A 14,378-nucleotide genomic window follows, 5' to 3' on the forward strand; every position below is an offset into this window, starting at 1 on the left:
CCCGCGCAGCGTCAGAAGTCGACGGGATCGCGGATGATCGGGCAGGTCATGCAGTGGCCGCCGCCTCGGCCGCGGCCCAGCTCCGCGCCGACGATCGTGATCACCTCGACGCCCGCCTTGCGCAGCACGGTGTTGGTGTGGGTGTTGCGGTCGTAGGCGAACACCACCCCGGGAGCCGCGGCCACGACGTTGTTGCCGCTGTCCCACTGCTGCCGCTCGTTGGCGTAGGCGTCCCCGCCGGTCTCCAGCACGCGCAGCTCGGCCAGACCGAGCGCGTCGGCGACGACCTCCGGGAACGACCGCGTCTCCTCGGTGACCTCGACCGGTTCCCTGTCGCCGGGGCGCAGGCTGAAGGTGTGGATGCCGTCGACGATGTCGCGGTAGGCGGTGGCGAGGTCCCGGTCGGCGAAGGTGAACACGGTGTCCAGGTGCATCGCCGCGCGCAGCCTCGGCATGCCGGCCACGAGGACCCGGCTCGCCGCGCCCCGTTCGAACAGCGCGGCGGCGAACTGGGTGATGGCCTGCCGGGAGGTGCGCTCGCTCATGCCGATGGCGACCGCCCCGTTGCCGATCGGCATGACGTCGCCGCCCTCCAGGGTGGCCAGGCCCCAGTCCTGCTCGGGGTCGCCCCACCAGACCGTGGAACCGGCGAAGTCCGGGTGGAAGGTGTAGATCGCCTTGTACAGCAGCGTCTCGTCGTGCCGGGCGGGCCAGTACAGCGGGTTGAGCGTGACCCCGCCGTAGACCCAGCACGTGGTGTCGCGGGTGTACAGGGTGTTCGGCAGGGGCGGCATCAGGTACTCCCGGACGCCGGTCGACTCCCGGGCCAGCGCGACGTAGCCGGGCCGGAAGTCCTCGGGCAGGTCCGTCGTCGCCAGCCCGCCGATGAGGAACTCGGCCAGCCGACGGTCGTCCAGCGACTCCAGGAAGGCGCGTGTCGCGTCGACGAGCCCGAAGCCCACCTCGTTGGCGGTGATCTTGCGGTCGAGCAGCCACGTCTTGGCCTCGGGGATCCCCACCGTCCGGGTGAGCAGGTCGTGCAGTTCGACGACCTCGACCCCGCGACCGCGCAGCTTGTCGACGAAGTCGAAGTGGTCCCGGCGTGCGTTGTCCACCCAGAGCACGTCGTCGAACAGCAGGTCGTCGCAGTTGCGCGGGGTCAGCCGGGAGTGCGCCAGGCCCGGGGCGCACACCAGGACCTTGCGCAGCACGCCGACCTCCGAGTGCACCCCGTAGGCGGCGGACGTGACGGGCGTGGGAGCGACGGTGGTGGTGCTCACGGCGGTCCCTCCGGGGGGAGGCGGGTGTCCGGTCGACCGACCGTGGCACCCGGCCGTGCCGGAACGCGTCATCCCCGGAGGGTGAGGCGACCCCGGGCCCGGGCAGCACGCGACGGCGTCCGAGGGCTCCGCGTGCGCGCCGCGCGGGTCACGCCATGGCGGGCGCGGCCGCCTCCGCGGCCTCGAGGACGAGCTGCGTCGCGGCCTCGGGCTGCGACACCATCGCGGCGTGGGAGGCCGCCACCTCCCGGATCCGCGCGTCCGCGCGCTCGGCCATGAACCGCTGGGTCGCCGGCGGGATGGCCTCGTCCTCGGTGCCGAGCAGGTACCAGCACGGGAGCGTCCGCCGGGCCGGCGGGCCCGACGGCTCGCTGAACGCGGCGGCGTGCCACGGTCGCTGCGTCGCGGCCATCACGTCCGACGTGGCCCGGTCGACGTCGGCGGCGAACACCGCGTGGAACCGGTCGGCGTCGAGGTAGAGGTCCGGGCCGCCGTCGCTCCCGTCGCGGCCGCTCAACGGCACGGGCCTGATGGCCGGCTCCACGAGGCTGCCCTCGGACGTCTGGAAGATCTGCACGATGCTCTCGCCCTCGTCGGGCATCCACCCGGCGAGGAACACCAGCGCCTTGACCCGGTCGTCGCCCGTCGCGGCGGCCGAGACGACCGCGCCGCCGTAGGAGTGGCCCACGAGCACGAGCGGGCCGTCGAGGCTCCTGAGGAAGTCGGCGAGGTACGCCGCGTCGTCGGCGAGCCCGCGGAGCGGGTTGGCGCACCCGACGGCGCGCAAGCCGTGCTCGTCCAGGGCGCGGATCTGCGCCGCGAAGCCCGACGCGTCGGCCCGGGCACCGTGGACGAGGACGATCGTCGGGGTGGTCCGGCCGGGCTGCGTGGTCATGTCGGCCTCCTCGGCTGCGTGGGGGCGGGCGGCCCAGGCTGCTCCCGCTCGCGGGCAGCCGCCAGAGCGCCGCCCGCCGGTCCGGGCAGGTGCGGGCGGACGTGCGCGGGAACCGGCGTGCCGCAGCGGTCCGTCGACCGCCGTCTGCGCAGCGCCGCACCCCGGTGGCGGCGCCGGCGAGCCGGTCCGGAAAGGCGTACCGGTGACGAGCGGGGATCGGGACACTGTCCCGGCGGGGCCAGCAGGACGACCAACTCCGACGACGACCCTCCGAGGCGCTGCATGACTGTCGACGAGCACGACGAGGTCGCGATCCGGACGCCGGACCAGCGCCTGCGCGTCTTCGTGAGCTCCACGCTGGCCGAGCTGGCCGAGGAGCGCGCGGCGGTCGCCCGTGCCATCTCGGCGCTGCGGCTCACGCCGGTGCTGTTCGAGCTCGGCGCCCGTCCGCACCCGCCGCGTGAGCTGTACCGGGCCTACCTGGCGCAGTCGGACATCTTCGTCGGCCTGTACTGGCAGCGGTACGGCTGGATCGGTCCCGACATGGACGTCTCGGGCCTGGAGGACGAGTTCCGGCTCTCCCGTCCCCTCCCCCGGCTGCTGTACGTCAAGACACCGGCGCCCGGGCGGGAACCCCGGCTTGCGGCCATGCTCGCCGAGCTCGAGTCGGAGGGGGCCGACTCCTACCGTCCGTTCCGCAGCACGCGGGAGCTCGCGCGCCTGGTCCGCGACGACCTCGCCCTGCTCCTGAGCGAGCGCTTCGCGTCGGCCTCCGCCGGCAGCCGTCCACCCGGGGCGGGCGCGCCCGAGGCCGCGGACCGGCCGGCGCCGCGGTCCCTGCCGGTGACCTCGACGTCATTGGTGGGACGTGAGCAGGACGTCGCGAACGTGGCGGCGCTGCTGCAGTCGCCCGCGGTGCGCCTGGTCACGCTCACCGGCCCCGGCGGGGTGGGCAAGACACGGCTCGCGGTCGCCGTGGCGGAACGGCTGCACGACCGCTACCCGCGCGGGGCGGTGTTCGTCCCGCTGGCGTCGATCGCCGAACCCGGCCTGGTGCTGCCCCGCGTCGCGGCCGCCGTCGGCGCTGCCGTGGAAGGCGCCCGCCGGCCGCTGGACGTCGTCGTGGAGCACCTGGCGGACACGCCGACGCTGCTCGTCCTGGACAACCTGGAACAGGTCGTCGCGGTCGCACCCGACCTCGACGAGCTCCTGGCGAGGAGCCCCGGGCTGTCGGTCCTCGCCACGAGCCGCACCGCGCTGCGCCTGCGGGCCGAACGCGAGTACGGGGTCGGCGCGCTGGCGGTGCCGGCGTTCCCGCACCCACCCGGGCTCGAGGACGTGGCCTCCCTGCCGGCCGTGCGGCTGTTCGTCGAGCGGGCGCAGGCCGTCCGCTACGACTTCGCGCTGACCGAGGACAACGCGGTGGCCGTCGCGGAGATCTGCCGGCGCCTCGACGGGCTGCCGCTCGCCATCGAGCTCGCGGCGGCGCGCAGCCGGCTGCTGGACCCCCGCACACTGCTCGCGCGGCTCGGCAGCCGCCTCGACGCCCTGGGCCCCGGGCCGGTGGACCTCCCCGAGCGCCAGCGCACCCTCCGCGCGACGGTCGAGTGGAGCGTCGGCCTGCTGGACGAGGCCGGGCAGCAGATGCTGGCGACCCTGTCGGTCTTCGTCGAGGGGTGGACCGTCGAGGCGGCCGTGCACGTCGCCGATCTCCCCGAGGACCGGACCCTCGAGCTGCTCGACGTGCTCGCCACCCACAGCCTCGTGCACGTCGACGCGACCGACGCCGGACCGAGGTTCCGCATGCTCGGAGCGGTCCGGGAGTACGTCGCCGCGCGCCTCGCCGTCCGGGCGGACCGGGCCGACGTCGAACGGCGCCACGCCGAGTACTTCCGCGCGTTCGTGGTGAACGCCGACTGGCCCGCCCGGGCGCAGGGCGAGTGGGCCGATCGGCTGCAGACGGAGGAGGAGAACCTGCGCGCCGCCGTCCGGTGGTTCCTCGCCCACGACGTGGCGGCGCTGCCGCACGTCTTCCGGGTCCTCTGGCTGTTCTGGCAGATGCGCGGGCGGATGCCCGAGGGCCGCGGCTGGATCCACGAGGCACGACTGCGGGCCGACGCGCTGGACGACCGGTCGCGGGCCGAGCTGCTGTTCACCTCCGCCGTCACGGCCGTCGAGGTCGGGGACGACGACAGCGCGCTGGCCGCCGTCGACGAGCTCCGGCGGCTCGAGGACCGCATCGACGACCGCTTCCTCCGCAGCGCCGCCCAGCTCGCCATCTCGTGGATCCTGCCCCTCGGCGACGACTTCGCCGGCGCGCTCCGGGCGGCGGAGGAGGCCCTCGACGGCTTCCGCGACCAGAACGAGCCCTTCGTCGCGTTCGCCGTGCTGACCGTCGGCGGGCTGGAGATGGCGCTCGGCCGGACCGAGGCCGCCCGCGCGCACCTCGCCGAGGTCGAGGACCTCGGCGGCCGGTTCGGCAACGACTGGCTGAAGTCGGGCGCGCGCAGCCAGCTCGCCGTGCTCGCCGTGCGGTCCGGTCGCCTGGACGAGGCTCGTGCGCTGCTGGTGCGATCGGTGGACGCGGGCGCGGACTCCGACGTCAGCACCCTCCCCCTCACCTTCTCCCTCTTCGCCGCTGCCGAGCTGGCGCTGGTCCGGGGTGACGCCCGGCTGGCCGCGACCGCTCTGGGCGCGGCCGACGGTCTGCGGGGCAGGGCGGGGCTGCGGGCGTGGCCGGCGACCCGGCGGGCGGAGGCCGACCTGGTCGCCCGGGTGGCGCACGAGCTGGGCGACGGCTACGCGGAGGCCGCCGCCGCCGGCGCCGGGCTCGGCCACCGCGACGCGGTCGCCCTCGTCCGCGGGTCGTGGACCGTCCCGTCGGGGCCCCGGCGCTGACCGGTGCGGACGTCGGGCGTCAGGCGGCCGCGCGCGCCCGGCGGCTCGCCCACCAGCCGTACCCCCCGGCCACGACCACGGTGCCCGCGAGCACCACGGCGGCCCACAGGCACCCGCCGCCGCCCGCCCGCGGCCAGGTGCCCACCAGCGCTCCGAGCTCGAGGACGCCGAAGGCCGCGTAGGCGGCGGCCGGCACGCCCAGCCGGCCCAGGTCCCGCTCCCTGATCACCAGCGCCGCCCCGAACCCGAACGCGATCAGCCACGCGCCGGTCACCGCGGCGGCCAGCGGGGGCAGCGGCCACGGCCAGAGGCCGCCCATCGGGCCCGTGCCGTGGTGGAAGGTCAGCCCGACGGTGAACAGGACGGCGCCGACCACGGAGAGCACGACCCCCTGGCCGGCCACGAGCAGCCGCAGCCAGCGCGGCATGCCGACGTCGACGCCGTCCGGAGCGCGGCGGCCCTCCTCCTCCCGGCCGATGACGGTGAGGCAGGCGAGCGGCACGACGGCGTAGACCACCAGCCAGAACCAGGCCGCCGACCGGGCCACCGGGTCGTCGGCGAAGAGGTGCAGCCGGTGCACGTGCACCAGCGTCGCGACGAGCGTGAGCACGGTGAACACGCCGACGGTCCCCACCGCGACGCGCACGTGCGCCCAGGAGTTCCGCCGCAGCGCGAGCACGGACAGGACGAACCCGGCGGCGTAGGCCGAACCCAGGAACGCGGTGGTCCGCTCGTCCTGGATCGGCCACGCCCAGGAGTGGTCGGTGTCCCTGCCGCGCACCAGCAGCTGGTAGGTGGCCAGGGCGGTGAGCGCGGCGAAACCGCGGAGCAGGCGCCGCGTCCCCGCCTGCAGCGGCCCGCCGGCGAGCGGCTGCTCGGGCGGACGCGCGCGGTCGGGCGCGGGGGTGGTCGTGGGGGTGGTCGTGGGGGTGGTCGTGGTCGTCGCGACCGGCAGTGTGGTGGGCACGCGACGGACCCTCCCGGGCCGACCTTCCCCCGGCCTTCCGCGGCCCGGCCGGCCGCGGAAGGATCCGGGCAGCCCCGCGCGGGAGGGCGGTCAGGCGGGGCCGGGCCGCTCGCCGTCGTCGGCGCCGGCGTCGAGGTCCTGGGGCACGCCCTCGGACGGTGCCCGGTGGCGCTCGGGGTCGAGCTGCTCGGCCAGCCGCTGCTCCACCTCGGGGGTCTGCTCGGGGTCGGTCATGCGGCGATCATCCCCCGCGCGGTCCCGGTTCCCCAGCCGTGCGTGACCACGGGCGCGGGCGGGCACCCCAGCGACCGGTGCCGGGTGGAGGGAGGCCGTCGATGCAGCTGACCGGTCGGGTCGCCCTCGTGACCGGGGCCTCGCGCGGCCTGGGACTGGCGCTGGCCCGGGAGCTCGTCCGCCGCGGGTGCCGGGTGGCCGTCTGCGCCCGCGACCCGGAGGAGCTGGAGCGGGCCCGGGCGGACCTGGCCCGCGACGGCGGCGACGTGCTGGCCGTCCCGTGCGACGTCTCCGACCGCGAGCAGGTGGAGGCGCTGGTCGCCCGCGTCGTGGACGAGTACGGCTCCCTGGACGTGCTGGTCACGAACGCCGGGGTGATCCAGGTGGGGCCGCTGGCGACGATGCGGGTCGAGGACTTCGAGGACGCCCTCGGCGTCATGTTCTGGGGCGTCGCCCTGCCCACGCTGGCCGCGCTGCCGCACCTGCGCCGCGCGCGGGGCCGGATCGCCACCATCACCTCGATCGGCGGCAAGGTCGCCGCCCCGCACCTGCTGCCCTACGCCGCGGCGAAGTTCGCGGCCGTGGGCTTCTCGGAGGGGCTCGCCGCCGAGCTGGCCCGGGAAGGCGTGCGGGTCACCACCGTCGTCCCCGGCCTGATGCGCACCGGCTCCCCGCTGAACGCGTTCGTCAAGGGCGACGCGGCCCGCGAGTTCTCCTGGTTCACGGTCGCCGACAGCATCCCCGGCCTGTCCATGGAGGCCGGCCGCGCGGCCCGGCGGATCGTCACCGCGGTGCAGCGCGGCCGCACCGAGGTCGTGCTGACGGCGCCGGCGAAGCTGGCCGTGCGGGTGCACGGGCTGATGCCCGCGACGACCGTCCGGGTCCTCGGGCTGGCGAACCGCGTCCTGCCGCGCGCGGGCGGTGCCGGGCAGCGCGCGGTCCGCGGGGAGACGGCGGCCCCCGCCGTCCGGTCCCCGCTGTTCCGGTGGCTCACGGCGCCGACCCGGCGGGCCGCCGAGCAGCTGCACCAGCGACCGGGCCCGCTCGCCGCCCCGCCGGCGGTGCGGTCGGCCGGCGCCCCCTCCGGCCGCCGGCCGGGTCCGCCCGGGCCCTGAGCCCCGGGCGCGGCGAGCCCGCGGCGACGGCGCCGGTGCACCCGGACGCGACCTGGCCGGCCGACCCCGACGGGCTGGCCGCCGAGCAGCGGCGGATCGCCGCGCTGCGACAGCCGCCCTGGCGACCCGCGGGCACCCCGCCGGCCGTCGCCGGGGTCGTCGCGGTCGGCGGTGACGACGCGGGCGGGGATGCCTGGGCGGCGGCCGTCCTGGTGACCGGCGGGCGCGTGACGGGCACGCGGCTGGTCCGCGGCCCGCTGCGCGCCCCCTACGTCCCCGCGCTGCGGGCCGCGGCCGAGGGGCCCCTCCTGGCCGCGGCCGTGGACGGCCTGCCGGTGCGGCCCGACGTGCTCCTCGTCGCCGCCGCCGGACGCGACCACCCGCGACGGGCCGGGCTCGCCGTGCACCTCGGCGAGGTCCTCGACCTGCCCAGCGTCGGCGTGACCGACCGCCCCCTCCTGGCCACCGGCGCTCCGCCCGGCGTCCGTCCCGGCGACACCGCGCCCCTCGTGCTGGACGGCGCGGAGGTGGCGCGCTGGGTGCGCACGCGCCGCGCGGCCCGGCCGGTGGCGGCGCACGCCGCCTGGCGGACCGGTGCCGACGTGGCGGCCGCGGTGGTGCTGGCAGCCGCCTCCGGCGTCCGGACGCCGCAGGCCCTCCGGGAGGCGCGCCGGCTGGCCCGGGAGGCCCGCGCGCGGGGGTGACCCGCCGGAGGCATGCCGCCGGTGCCCCGGTGGGTACGCCGGTCCGGCTGCTCGCAGACACCCGAGCGGCGCGCCCAGGCGCGGCCGCTCCCGGCCGCGGTGCAGGAGACCCAGATGCCAGGTTCGTGGTTGTTCGGTGCGACCGACGCCGCCGGCGGGCGGCCCCGGGAGGAGACCACCGGCAGACCGGCGGCGATCCTGGTCGGGCTGCGCGGCGACGAGGACGACGCCGCGGAGCGCTCCCTCGACGAGCTGGCGCGGCTGGCGCAGACCGACGGCCTGGACGTCGCCGAGCGGGTCCTGCAGTCCCGGTCGCGACCGGACCCGGCCACCTACCTCGGCGCCGGGAAGGCCACCGAGGTCGCCGGCCTGGTGCGCGAGCGGGGCGCGGCGGTGGTGATCGCCGACGGCGAGCTCTCCCCCGCCCAGGCCCGCAACCTCGAGGACGTCGTGCACGCGCGCGTGGTGGACCGGACCGCGCTGATCCTCGACATCTTCGCCCAGCACGCCCGCAGCAGCGAGGGCAAGGCGCAGGTCGAGCTGGCCCAGCTGGCCTACCAGCTGCCGCGGTTGCGCGGGCACGGCACCGAGCTGTCCCGGGTGGGCGGCGGCCGGGTCGCGGGCGGCGCCGGCATCGGCGTGCGCGGCCCCGGCGAGATGCAGCTGGAGCGGCAGCGGCGCACGCTGCGCCGGCGGATGACCGCGCTGCGCCGGCAGATCGGGGAGACGGCCCGCCGCCGGGACCGCACGCGCAGCCGGCGGCGGGCCAACCGCGTCCCCTCCGTGGCCCTCACCGGCTACACCAACGCCGGCAAGTCCGCGCTGCTCAACCGGCTGACCGGCGCCGACGTGCTGGTCGAGGACGCGCTGTTCGCCACCCTCGACCCGACCGTGCGGCGCGCCACCACCCCCGGCGGCCGGGCGTACACGCTCACCGACACCGTCGGCTTCGTCCGCCACCTGCCCCACCAGCTGGTCGACGCCTTCCGCTCCACGCTGGAGGAGGTGGCCGACGCCGACCTGGTCCTGCACGTGGTCGACGCGGCCGCCGACGACGCCATCGACCAGGTCACGACCGTCCGGGGCGTGCTCTACGAGATCGGCGCACGCTCCCAGCCGGAGCTGCTGGCGCTGAACAAGACCGACCTGGTCGGGCCCGCCGAGCTGGCCGCCCTGCGGGCCTGCTACCCGGGCGCGGTGCCGGTCTCGGCCCGCACCGGGGAGGGCATCCCGGAGCTGCGCGCGGCCGTCGAGCGGGCGCTGGCCGGTGGCCACGCCCCCACCGCCCCCACCGCGCCCGGCGGCGCCGGCGGGCCGGGCACCGCGGGCGGGTCCTGACCGCCGGTGGTCTCACGCGGACATCAGGTCGAGCCGCTGGTACTCCGCCGTCGTGGAGTCGTCCAGGATGCAGGGCCGCGGCTGCGTCATCGCCGTCCCTCCGACCGGTCGTCCTCGGTGCCCCGCGCCGGGTGGCGCGCACCCGTCACGGCGACGGGCTCCACTCCAGCCAGGCGCCGCCCGGGTGGGCGCGGCCCAGCACCGCGCCGCGGCACGCCCCGTCGCGGACGCCGAGGCGGCCGACCACCCCGAACAGCCCGCCGTCCCGGTTCTCGCGCAGCCAGTCCGGCGGCACGTCGAGCCCCTGCACGGTGCCCGTGGCGGCCGGTCCGAGCGGCACCAGCGGGTCGACCGAGATCCACTCCACGTCGCGGTCCCGGCCGATGCGGGCCACGGCGTCGCGGAAGGCGACCAGGCGGCCGGGTGGCAGGAACACGTGCGCGTAGGTGTCGACCAGGCAGAGCAGCGCGCCGGCGGGGGCCTCCGCCGCCACCGCGGGCAGCACGTCGACGAGGTCCCCGCGCAGGGTCGCGGCGGGGCGGGCCCGCGCGACCTCCACCGCCGCGGCGAACCGGGTGACCGCCCCGGTCTCCGGCGGCACGCACGCCGAAAGCCACCGGACCGTGCCGGCGTCGGCGAGGTCGAGCGGCTCGACGTCGACCCCGAGGCGGGAGGCGATCACGGGCAGCCGGAGCGGAGCCGTCGAGGCGACGGCTCACCTCGGTTCTCTGGTACCGGTGCTCGCGGCACAGCCGCGCCAGCGCCCCGCCCTCGTCCTCGGCGAACGCCCGCAGCGCCGGGCGGAACCCGTCGTCCCGCGGCGGCTGGGCGCCGCCGGGGCGGGCGTGGTACCGGGCCAGCGGTGCCCCGGGGCGCTCGTCGAGGCGGAAGCGCAGGGCCGCGCTGAGCAGCAGCGGCGGCAACCGGTCGAGGGGCACCGCCGCCGCCAGGTCGAGCAGGACGTCGTCCTCGGCGATCGCGGTGAACGTCGCGGCGGTCAGCCACCAGCTCGGCGGCGCGTCCGGCGGCGACCAGGCGGCCGCGATCGACCGCGCCTGCTCCGCCACCGCCGCGCGACGGCCGGGCTCCACGCCCGCAGGCTCGTCGCGGTCCGGCGCCGCGTCAACGGGTCCCCGCCCGCGCCCGGGCGTGTGCGCACCCACCGTGCGACCGATGAGTTCGCCCCGCCGTCGGCGTCGACACCTGCGGGCGGCCACGACCCGGGAGGACGACCGATGAGGACCCTGCACCTCGGCCTGCGGGTGGCCGACCGCGAGCGCTCGCTGACCTTCTACACCGCGCTGGGCTACGAGGTGGTCGGCGAGGTGCCCGCAACCCCGCTCGGCCACCTGACCATGCTCAAGCTGCCCGGCGACGAGTTCGTCAGCATCGAGCTCGTCTCCCCGCCGGGCGGGGACTCCCGGCGGGGCCAGGGCCTCAGCCACGTCGCCGTCGCGGTCGAGGCGATGGGCGCGACCGTCGCCGAGCTCGCCGCCCGCGGCGTCGCGGCCGAGCCGCCCTCGTCCCCCGACGGGTCCGCGGACTTCCTGACGACGACGGTCACCGATCCGGACGGCCACCTGATCGAGCTGGTCCAGTGGCCGGCCGGGCACCCCGCCGGGCTCACCGCTGCCGACTGGTCCGACGGGGCGGAGGAGCGGTGAGCGGCCCCGTCCGGCTCTACATGTCGATGTCCCTGGACGGCTTCGTCGCCGGACCGGACGACCGGCCCGGCCAGGAGCTCGGCCGCGGCGGCGGCCGGCTGTTCACCTGGCTCGACCACCGGAACTCCCCGGGCGTGGACGGCCAGGTGTTCGCCGAGGCCCTGGCGACCGGGGCGGTGATCTCCGGACGGCGCACCTTCGAGCTGGCCGGGCGCTGGAACGGCGACCACCACGACGGCGTGCCGATCCTCGTGCTCACCCACCACGTCGACGAGGGCGACGAGCCGCCCGGCAGCGCGCGGTTCCATACCGACGTCGTCGCGTGCGCCGAGGACGCCCGGGCCGCGGCCGGCGACCGGGCCGTGATGGTGCACGGCGCGGGTGCCGCGCAGGCGCTGCTGCGGGTGGGGCAGCTCGACGAGCTGGAGATCCACCTCGTCCCGGTGCTGCTGGGCGCGGGGCGCCGGCTGTTCGCGGACGACGGCGACGTCGTCGAGCTGGAGCTGGTCCGGGAGCTGACCGGCCACGACGCGACCCACCTGCGGTACCGGGTGCGACGCTGACCCCTCGCGCGCGCCGAGGAGGCACCACATGACCGCCGTCGTCCTGCGGCTGCCCTTCGACGGCCCGTGGCTCGTGGAGAACAGCCCCGCGCGGCGGGTGCCCAGCCACGGCACCCACCTGTTCGCCACCACCTACGCCGTCGACTTCGTCGCGGTGGTCGGCCGCCGCACGGCGACCACGCGGGACTGGCGCACCCTGCTCGCCACCGAACCGCCCGACCGGTTCGTCGCCTTCGGCCGGGCCGTCCTCGCGCCCGCGGCCGGCCGGGTGGTGGCGGTCCACGACGGCGAGGCCGACCACGAGGCGCGGCGCTCGCCCCTCGCGCGCGTGCCCTACGCCCTCGGCCAGGCGTCGCGGGCCCGCGCCGGCGCCGGCGCCCTGGCCGGCAACCACGTCGTCCTCGGCCTGGAGGACGACACCGGGTACGCCGTCCTCGCCCATCTGCGCGCCGGGTCGGTGCTGGTGCGCGAGGGCGACGCGGTGGCCGCCGGCCAGCGGGTGGCCGCCTGCGGCAACTCGGGCAACTCCACCCAGCCGCACGTGCACGTCCAGGTCATGGACGACGCCGACCCGTACCGGGCGCGAGGGCTGCCCCTGGTGTTCCGCGACTACCGGGTGCGGCGGCGCGCCGGCGACCCGCCGGTCGCGGTGGCACGCGGCGTCCCCGACGACGGCGAGGTGGTCGAGCCGTCGTGACGGCCCGCCCGCCGGGACGTCACGACCGGTCGGACCGGAAGATCACGACGAGCACGCGCAGCACCAGGACGACGGCGACGACGAGCAGCCCGTAGCCGAAGGCGGCGAACAGCCGGACGGAGTCGGTGACCTGCGGGCCTCCGGGCATGCCGAGGAACAGCACGCCCATGATCCCGGCGACGGCGCCGAGCAGCGCCGACAGCGTCAGGTGCACCAGCCCGGTGACCACCGCCCGGTCGCGGCCGTCGGCGAACAGGCGCACGTTGACCGCCAGCCGCCCGTGCTCGACGGCGTCGGCGATCCGGTCGACCCGGCGGGGCAGCCGCCGCAGCAGCGGCAGCAGGGCGGCCAGCTCCTGCTCGGCCGACCGGCGCAGGCGGGGCGGCGTGAGGGCCTCCGCCACGCGGGCCCGGCCGGCCCGGCGCGCCGCGGCCACGAGGTCGAACCCGGCGTCGACCAGCGCGAGCGTGCCCTCCAGCGTGGCGAACGTCCGGAAGACCGCCGCCACCTGCGGCGGCACGGCCAGGCCGTGCGCGCTGACCAGGCGGAACAGGGCCGAGAACGCCGCGGCGCCGGCGGTCGCGCCGGGGGCGGTGAAGCGGACGATCAGCGTGCCCAGCGCCCGCTCGAGCGCGCGCTCGTCGATCTCCTCGGGCCGGTCGACCAGCTCGAGCAGCGCGTCGCCGGCCGCGACGGAGTCGGCGCTGCCGAGCGCCGCCACCAGCCGCCCGAAGGCCGTGCGGGTGGTCGTGTCCAGGCGGCCGACCGAGCCGAGGTCGAGCAGGCCGAGGGTGCCGTCGTCGCCGACCAGCACGTTGCCGGGGTGCAGGTCGACGTGGAAGAGGCCGTGGTCGAGCACCTGGTCGAGGACGGTGTCCAGCAGCGCCGACGCCGTCGCCCGGCGCCGGTCGGCGCCCAGCGCCGCGAGCACCGGCTCGGCGGCGCCGAGCGGCGTGCCCGCCAGCCGCTCCATCACCAGCACGCGGGCGGTGGTCAGCTCGGCGTGCGGCGCGGGCACCCGGACGCCCCGGCACGGCGAGGCGGCCAGCGCGGCGGCCATCGCCTCGAGGTTGTCGCGCTCGGTGGTGAAGTCCAGCTCCTCCCGCAGCGCCTCGGCGAAGCCCCGCGCCAGCCCGACCGCGCCGATCGACCGCCCCCACCGGGTGCGGCTCTCCAGCCGCCGCGCCAGGTGCAGCAGGATGTCGAGGTCCCGCTCGACGACGGCGGCCACGCCGGGGCGCTGCACCTTGACCACCACCGCGCGCCCGTCGGCGAGCCGGGCCGCGTGCACCTGGGCCACCGACGCGGCCGCCAGCGGGCGGGGGTCGACCTCGGCGAAGACCTCGGCCACCGGCCGGCCGAGCTCCGCGGCGAGCACCGCCTCGACGTCCTCCCAGGGGACCGGCGCCGCGTCGTCCCGCAGCGCGGCCAGCTCGGCGACGAACTCGGGGGGCACCAGGTCCCGCCGGGTGGACAGCTGCTGGCCCAGCTTGACGAAGGTGACGCCGCCGTCGTCCAGCGCCCGGCGCAGCGAGCGGGCCAGGGCCCGGCGGGACTCCGCCGACGCTCCCCCGGCGGGCCGGCGGCCGCGCAGGAACCGGCCCAGGCCGTGGCGCAGGGCGATGCGCAGGATCTGCCAGTACCGGCGGGCGCGCGCCCGCCGGCTGCGCCAGCCGCGCCACAGCTCGACCGGTCCCGGCAGCGCCCCCTCGGGCACGATCACCTCGGCGACCACCACGACCACCATGGCGGCGAGGCTCGCCGCGCTGACGGCGAGCAGGAGGAGCAGCAGCGCCGTCCCGGTGTCGGACTCCTGCGGGCTCGGCAGCAGCGCGGCCGTCAGCGGTCCGGCGACCAGCAGCGCGAGGACGGCCGCGAGCGCGGTCCGCACGACCCCTAGGGCGTGTCTGACGGATCTTGGCGGTCCGGATCGGCAGGCTCCGGGCGATGCGACAGCATCGAGCGGTGGTCTCCGATGAGGCGTGGGCGTGGATGGAGCCGTTGCTGCCGTCCTCGGCCGGTC

The 14,378-nt window shown here is 77.4% G+C and carries 13 protein-coding genes and 1 pseudogene; 7 read left to right on the top strand and 7 right to left on the bottom strand.

Annotation, left to right across the window (positions count from 1 at the left end):
- Positions 1-11: 11 nt before the first annotated feature.
- Positions 12-1,280 carry an arginine deiminase gene (locus tag ACI78S_RS17220; protein WP_456975510.1) on the bottom strand — a complete coding sequence of 423 codons (1,269 nt, stop codon included), beginning with the start codon at positions 1,278-1,280 and terminating at the stop codon, positions 12-14.
- Positions 1,281-1,428: 148 nt separating this feature from the next.
- Positions 1,429-2,175 (bottom strand): alpha/beta fold hydrolase, encoded by a 747-nt coding sequence (locus ACI78S_RS17225; RefSeq protein WP_456975512.1) that lies wholly within the window; start codon positions 2,173-2,175, stop codon positions 1,429-1,431.
- Between the two features lie 282 nt (positions 2,176-2,457).
- Here ACI78S_RS17225 and ACI78S_RS17230 point away from each other — a divergent pair, with 282 nt between their 5' ends.
- A complete protein-coding gene (locus ACI78S_RS17230) occupies positions 2,458-5,073 on the top strand; it encodes a DUF4062 domain-containing protein (RefSeq protein WP_456975514.1) in 2,616 nt (871 codons plus the stop codon).
- A gap of 19 nt (positions 5,074-5,092) precedes the next feature.
- Here the strand turns inward: ACI78S_RS17230 and ACI78S_RS17235 are convergent, their stop codons facing one another.
- Positions 5,093-6,040, bottom strand: coding sequence for a hypothetical protein (locus ACI78S_RS17235; RefSeq protein ID WP_456975516.1), 948 nt, complete (start codon positions 6,038-6,040; stop codon positions 5,093-5,095).
- A 90-nt stretch (positions 6,041-6,130) separates the two neighbouring features.
- A complete protein-coding gene (locus ACI78S_RS17240) occupies positions 6,131-6,274 on the bottom strand; it encodes a hypothetical protein (RefSeq protein WP_456975518.1) in 144 nt (47 codons plus the stop codon).
- Between the two features lie 101 nt (positions 6,275-6,375).
- Here ACI78S_RS17240 and ACI78S_RS17245 point away from each other — a divergent pair, with 101 nt between their 5' ends.
- The 3 genes from ACI78S_RS17245 to hflX all read left to right on the top strand — a co-directional run bounded on the left by ACI78S_RS17245 (position 6,376) and on the right by hflX (position 9,431).
- The gene (locus tag ACI78S_RS17245; protein ID WP_456975520.1) at positions 6,376-7,389 is read left to right on the top strand and encodes an SDR family NAD(P)-dependent oxidoreductase; all 1,014 of its coding nucleotides are present in this window, start codon (positions 6,376-6,378) and stop codon (positions 7,387-7,389) included.
- A 35-nt stretch (positions 7,390-7,424) separates the two neighbouring features.
- The gene (locus ACI78S_RS17250; protein ID WP_456975522.1) at positions 7,425-8,093 is read left to right on the top strand and encodes an endonuclease V; all 669 of its coding nucleotides are present in this window, start codon (positions 7,425-7,427) and stop codon (positions 8,091-8,093) included.
- Positions 8,094-8,207: 114 nt separating this feature from the next.
- Positions 8,208-9,431 carry a GTPase HflX gene (hflX, locus tag ACI78S_RS17255; protein WP_456975524.1) on the top strand — a complete coding sequence of 408 codons (1,224 nt, stop codon included), beginning with the start codon at positions 8,208-8,210 and terminating at the stop codon, positions 9,429-9,431.
- 145 nt (positions 9,432-9,576) lie between these two features.
- Here hflX and ACI78S_RS17260 read toward each other — a convergent pair whose 3' ends face one another.
- Both ACI78S_RS17260 and ACI78S_RS17265 read right to left on the bottom strand, forming a co-directional pair.
- On the bottom strand, positions 9,577-10,119 hold the full coding sequence (locus tag ACI78S_RS17260) for a DUF2332 family protein (protein ID WP_456975534.1): 543 nt from the start codon (positions 10,117-10,119) through the stop codon (positions 9,577-9,579).
- Between the two features lie 34 nt (positions 10,120-10,153).
- A pseudogene (locus ACI78S_RS17265) lies at positions 10,154-10,780 on the bottom strand (hypothetical protein); the annotation flags it as partial.
- On the opposite strand from ACI78S_RS17265, the gene ACI78S_RS17270 reads away from it, so the two are divergent.
- From ACI78S_RS17270 to ACI78S_RS17280, 3 genes are read left to right on the top strand one after another with little or no spacing between them, the layout of a single operon-like run.
- Positions 10,667-11,095, top strand: coding sequence for a VOC family protein (locus ACI78S_RS17270; RefSeq protein ID WP_456975526.1), 429 nt, complete (start codon positions 10,667-10,669; stop codon positions 11,093-11,095). The pseudogene ACI78S_RS17265 and the gene ACI78S_RS17270 sit on opposite strands and share 114 nt — an antisense overlap.
- On the top strand, positions 11,092-11,658 hold the full coding sequence (locus tag ACI78S_RS17275) for a dihydrofolate reductase family protein (protein ID WP_456975528.1): 567 nt from the start codon (positions 11,092-11,094) through the stop codon (positions 11,656-11,658). Before ACI78S_RS17270 ends, ACI78S_RS17275 begins: the two co-directional genes overlap by 4 nt.
- 28 nt (positions 11,659-11,686) lie before the next feature.
- Positions 11,687-12,355, top strand: coding sequence for a peptidoglycan DD-metalloendopeptidase family protein (locus ACI78S_RS17280; protein ID WP_456975530.1), 669 nt, complete (start codon positions 11,687-11,689; stop codon positions 12,353-12,355).
- 19 nt (positions 12,356-12,374) lie between these two features.
- Here ACI78S_RS17280 and ACI78S_RS17285 read toward each other — a convergent pair whose 3' ends face one another.
- Complete coding sequence (locus ACI78S_RS17285) at positions 12,375-14,246, bottom strand: ABC1 kinase family protein (RefSeq protein ID WP_456975532.1); 1,872 nt, start codon at positions 14,244-14,246, stop codon at positions 12,375-12,377.
- Positions 14,247-14,378: the final 132 nt, after the last annotated feature.

This window comes from Geodermatophilus sp. SYSU D00815, from assembly GCF_054050035.1.

Coding starts and splice junctions, on each gene's coding strand:
- ACI78S_RS17225 (WP_456975512.1), bottom strand. CDS start 2,175: ATGACCACGCAGCCCGGCCGGACCACCCCGACGATCGTCCTCGTCCAC.
- ACI78S_RS17230 (WP_456975514.1), top strand. CDS start 2,458: ATGACTGTCGACGAGCACGACGAGGTCGCGATCCGGACGCCGGACCAG.
- ACI78S_RS17240 (WP_456975518.1), bottom strand. CDS start 6,274: ATGACCGACCCCGAGCAGACCCCCGAGGTGGAGCAGCGGCTGGCCGAG.
- ACI78S_RS17245 (WP_456975520.1), top strand. CDS start 6,376: ATGCAGCTGACCGGTCGGGTCGCCCTCGTGACCGGGGCCTCGCGCGGC.
- hflX (WP_456975524.1), top strand. CDS start 8,208: ATGCCAGGTTCGTGGTTGTTCGGTGCGACCGACGCCGCCGGCGGGCGG.
- ACI78S_RS17270 (WP_456975526.1), top strand. CDS start 10,667: ATGAGGACCCTGCACCTCGGCCTGCGGGTGGCCGACCGCGAGCGCTCG.
- ACI78S_RS17280 (WP_456975530.1), top strand. CDS start 11,687: ATGACCGCCGTCGTCCTGCGGCTGCCCTTCGACGGCCCGTGGCTCGTG.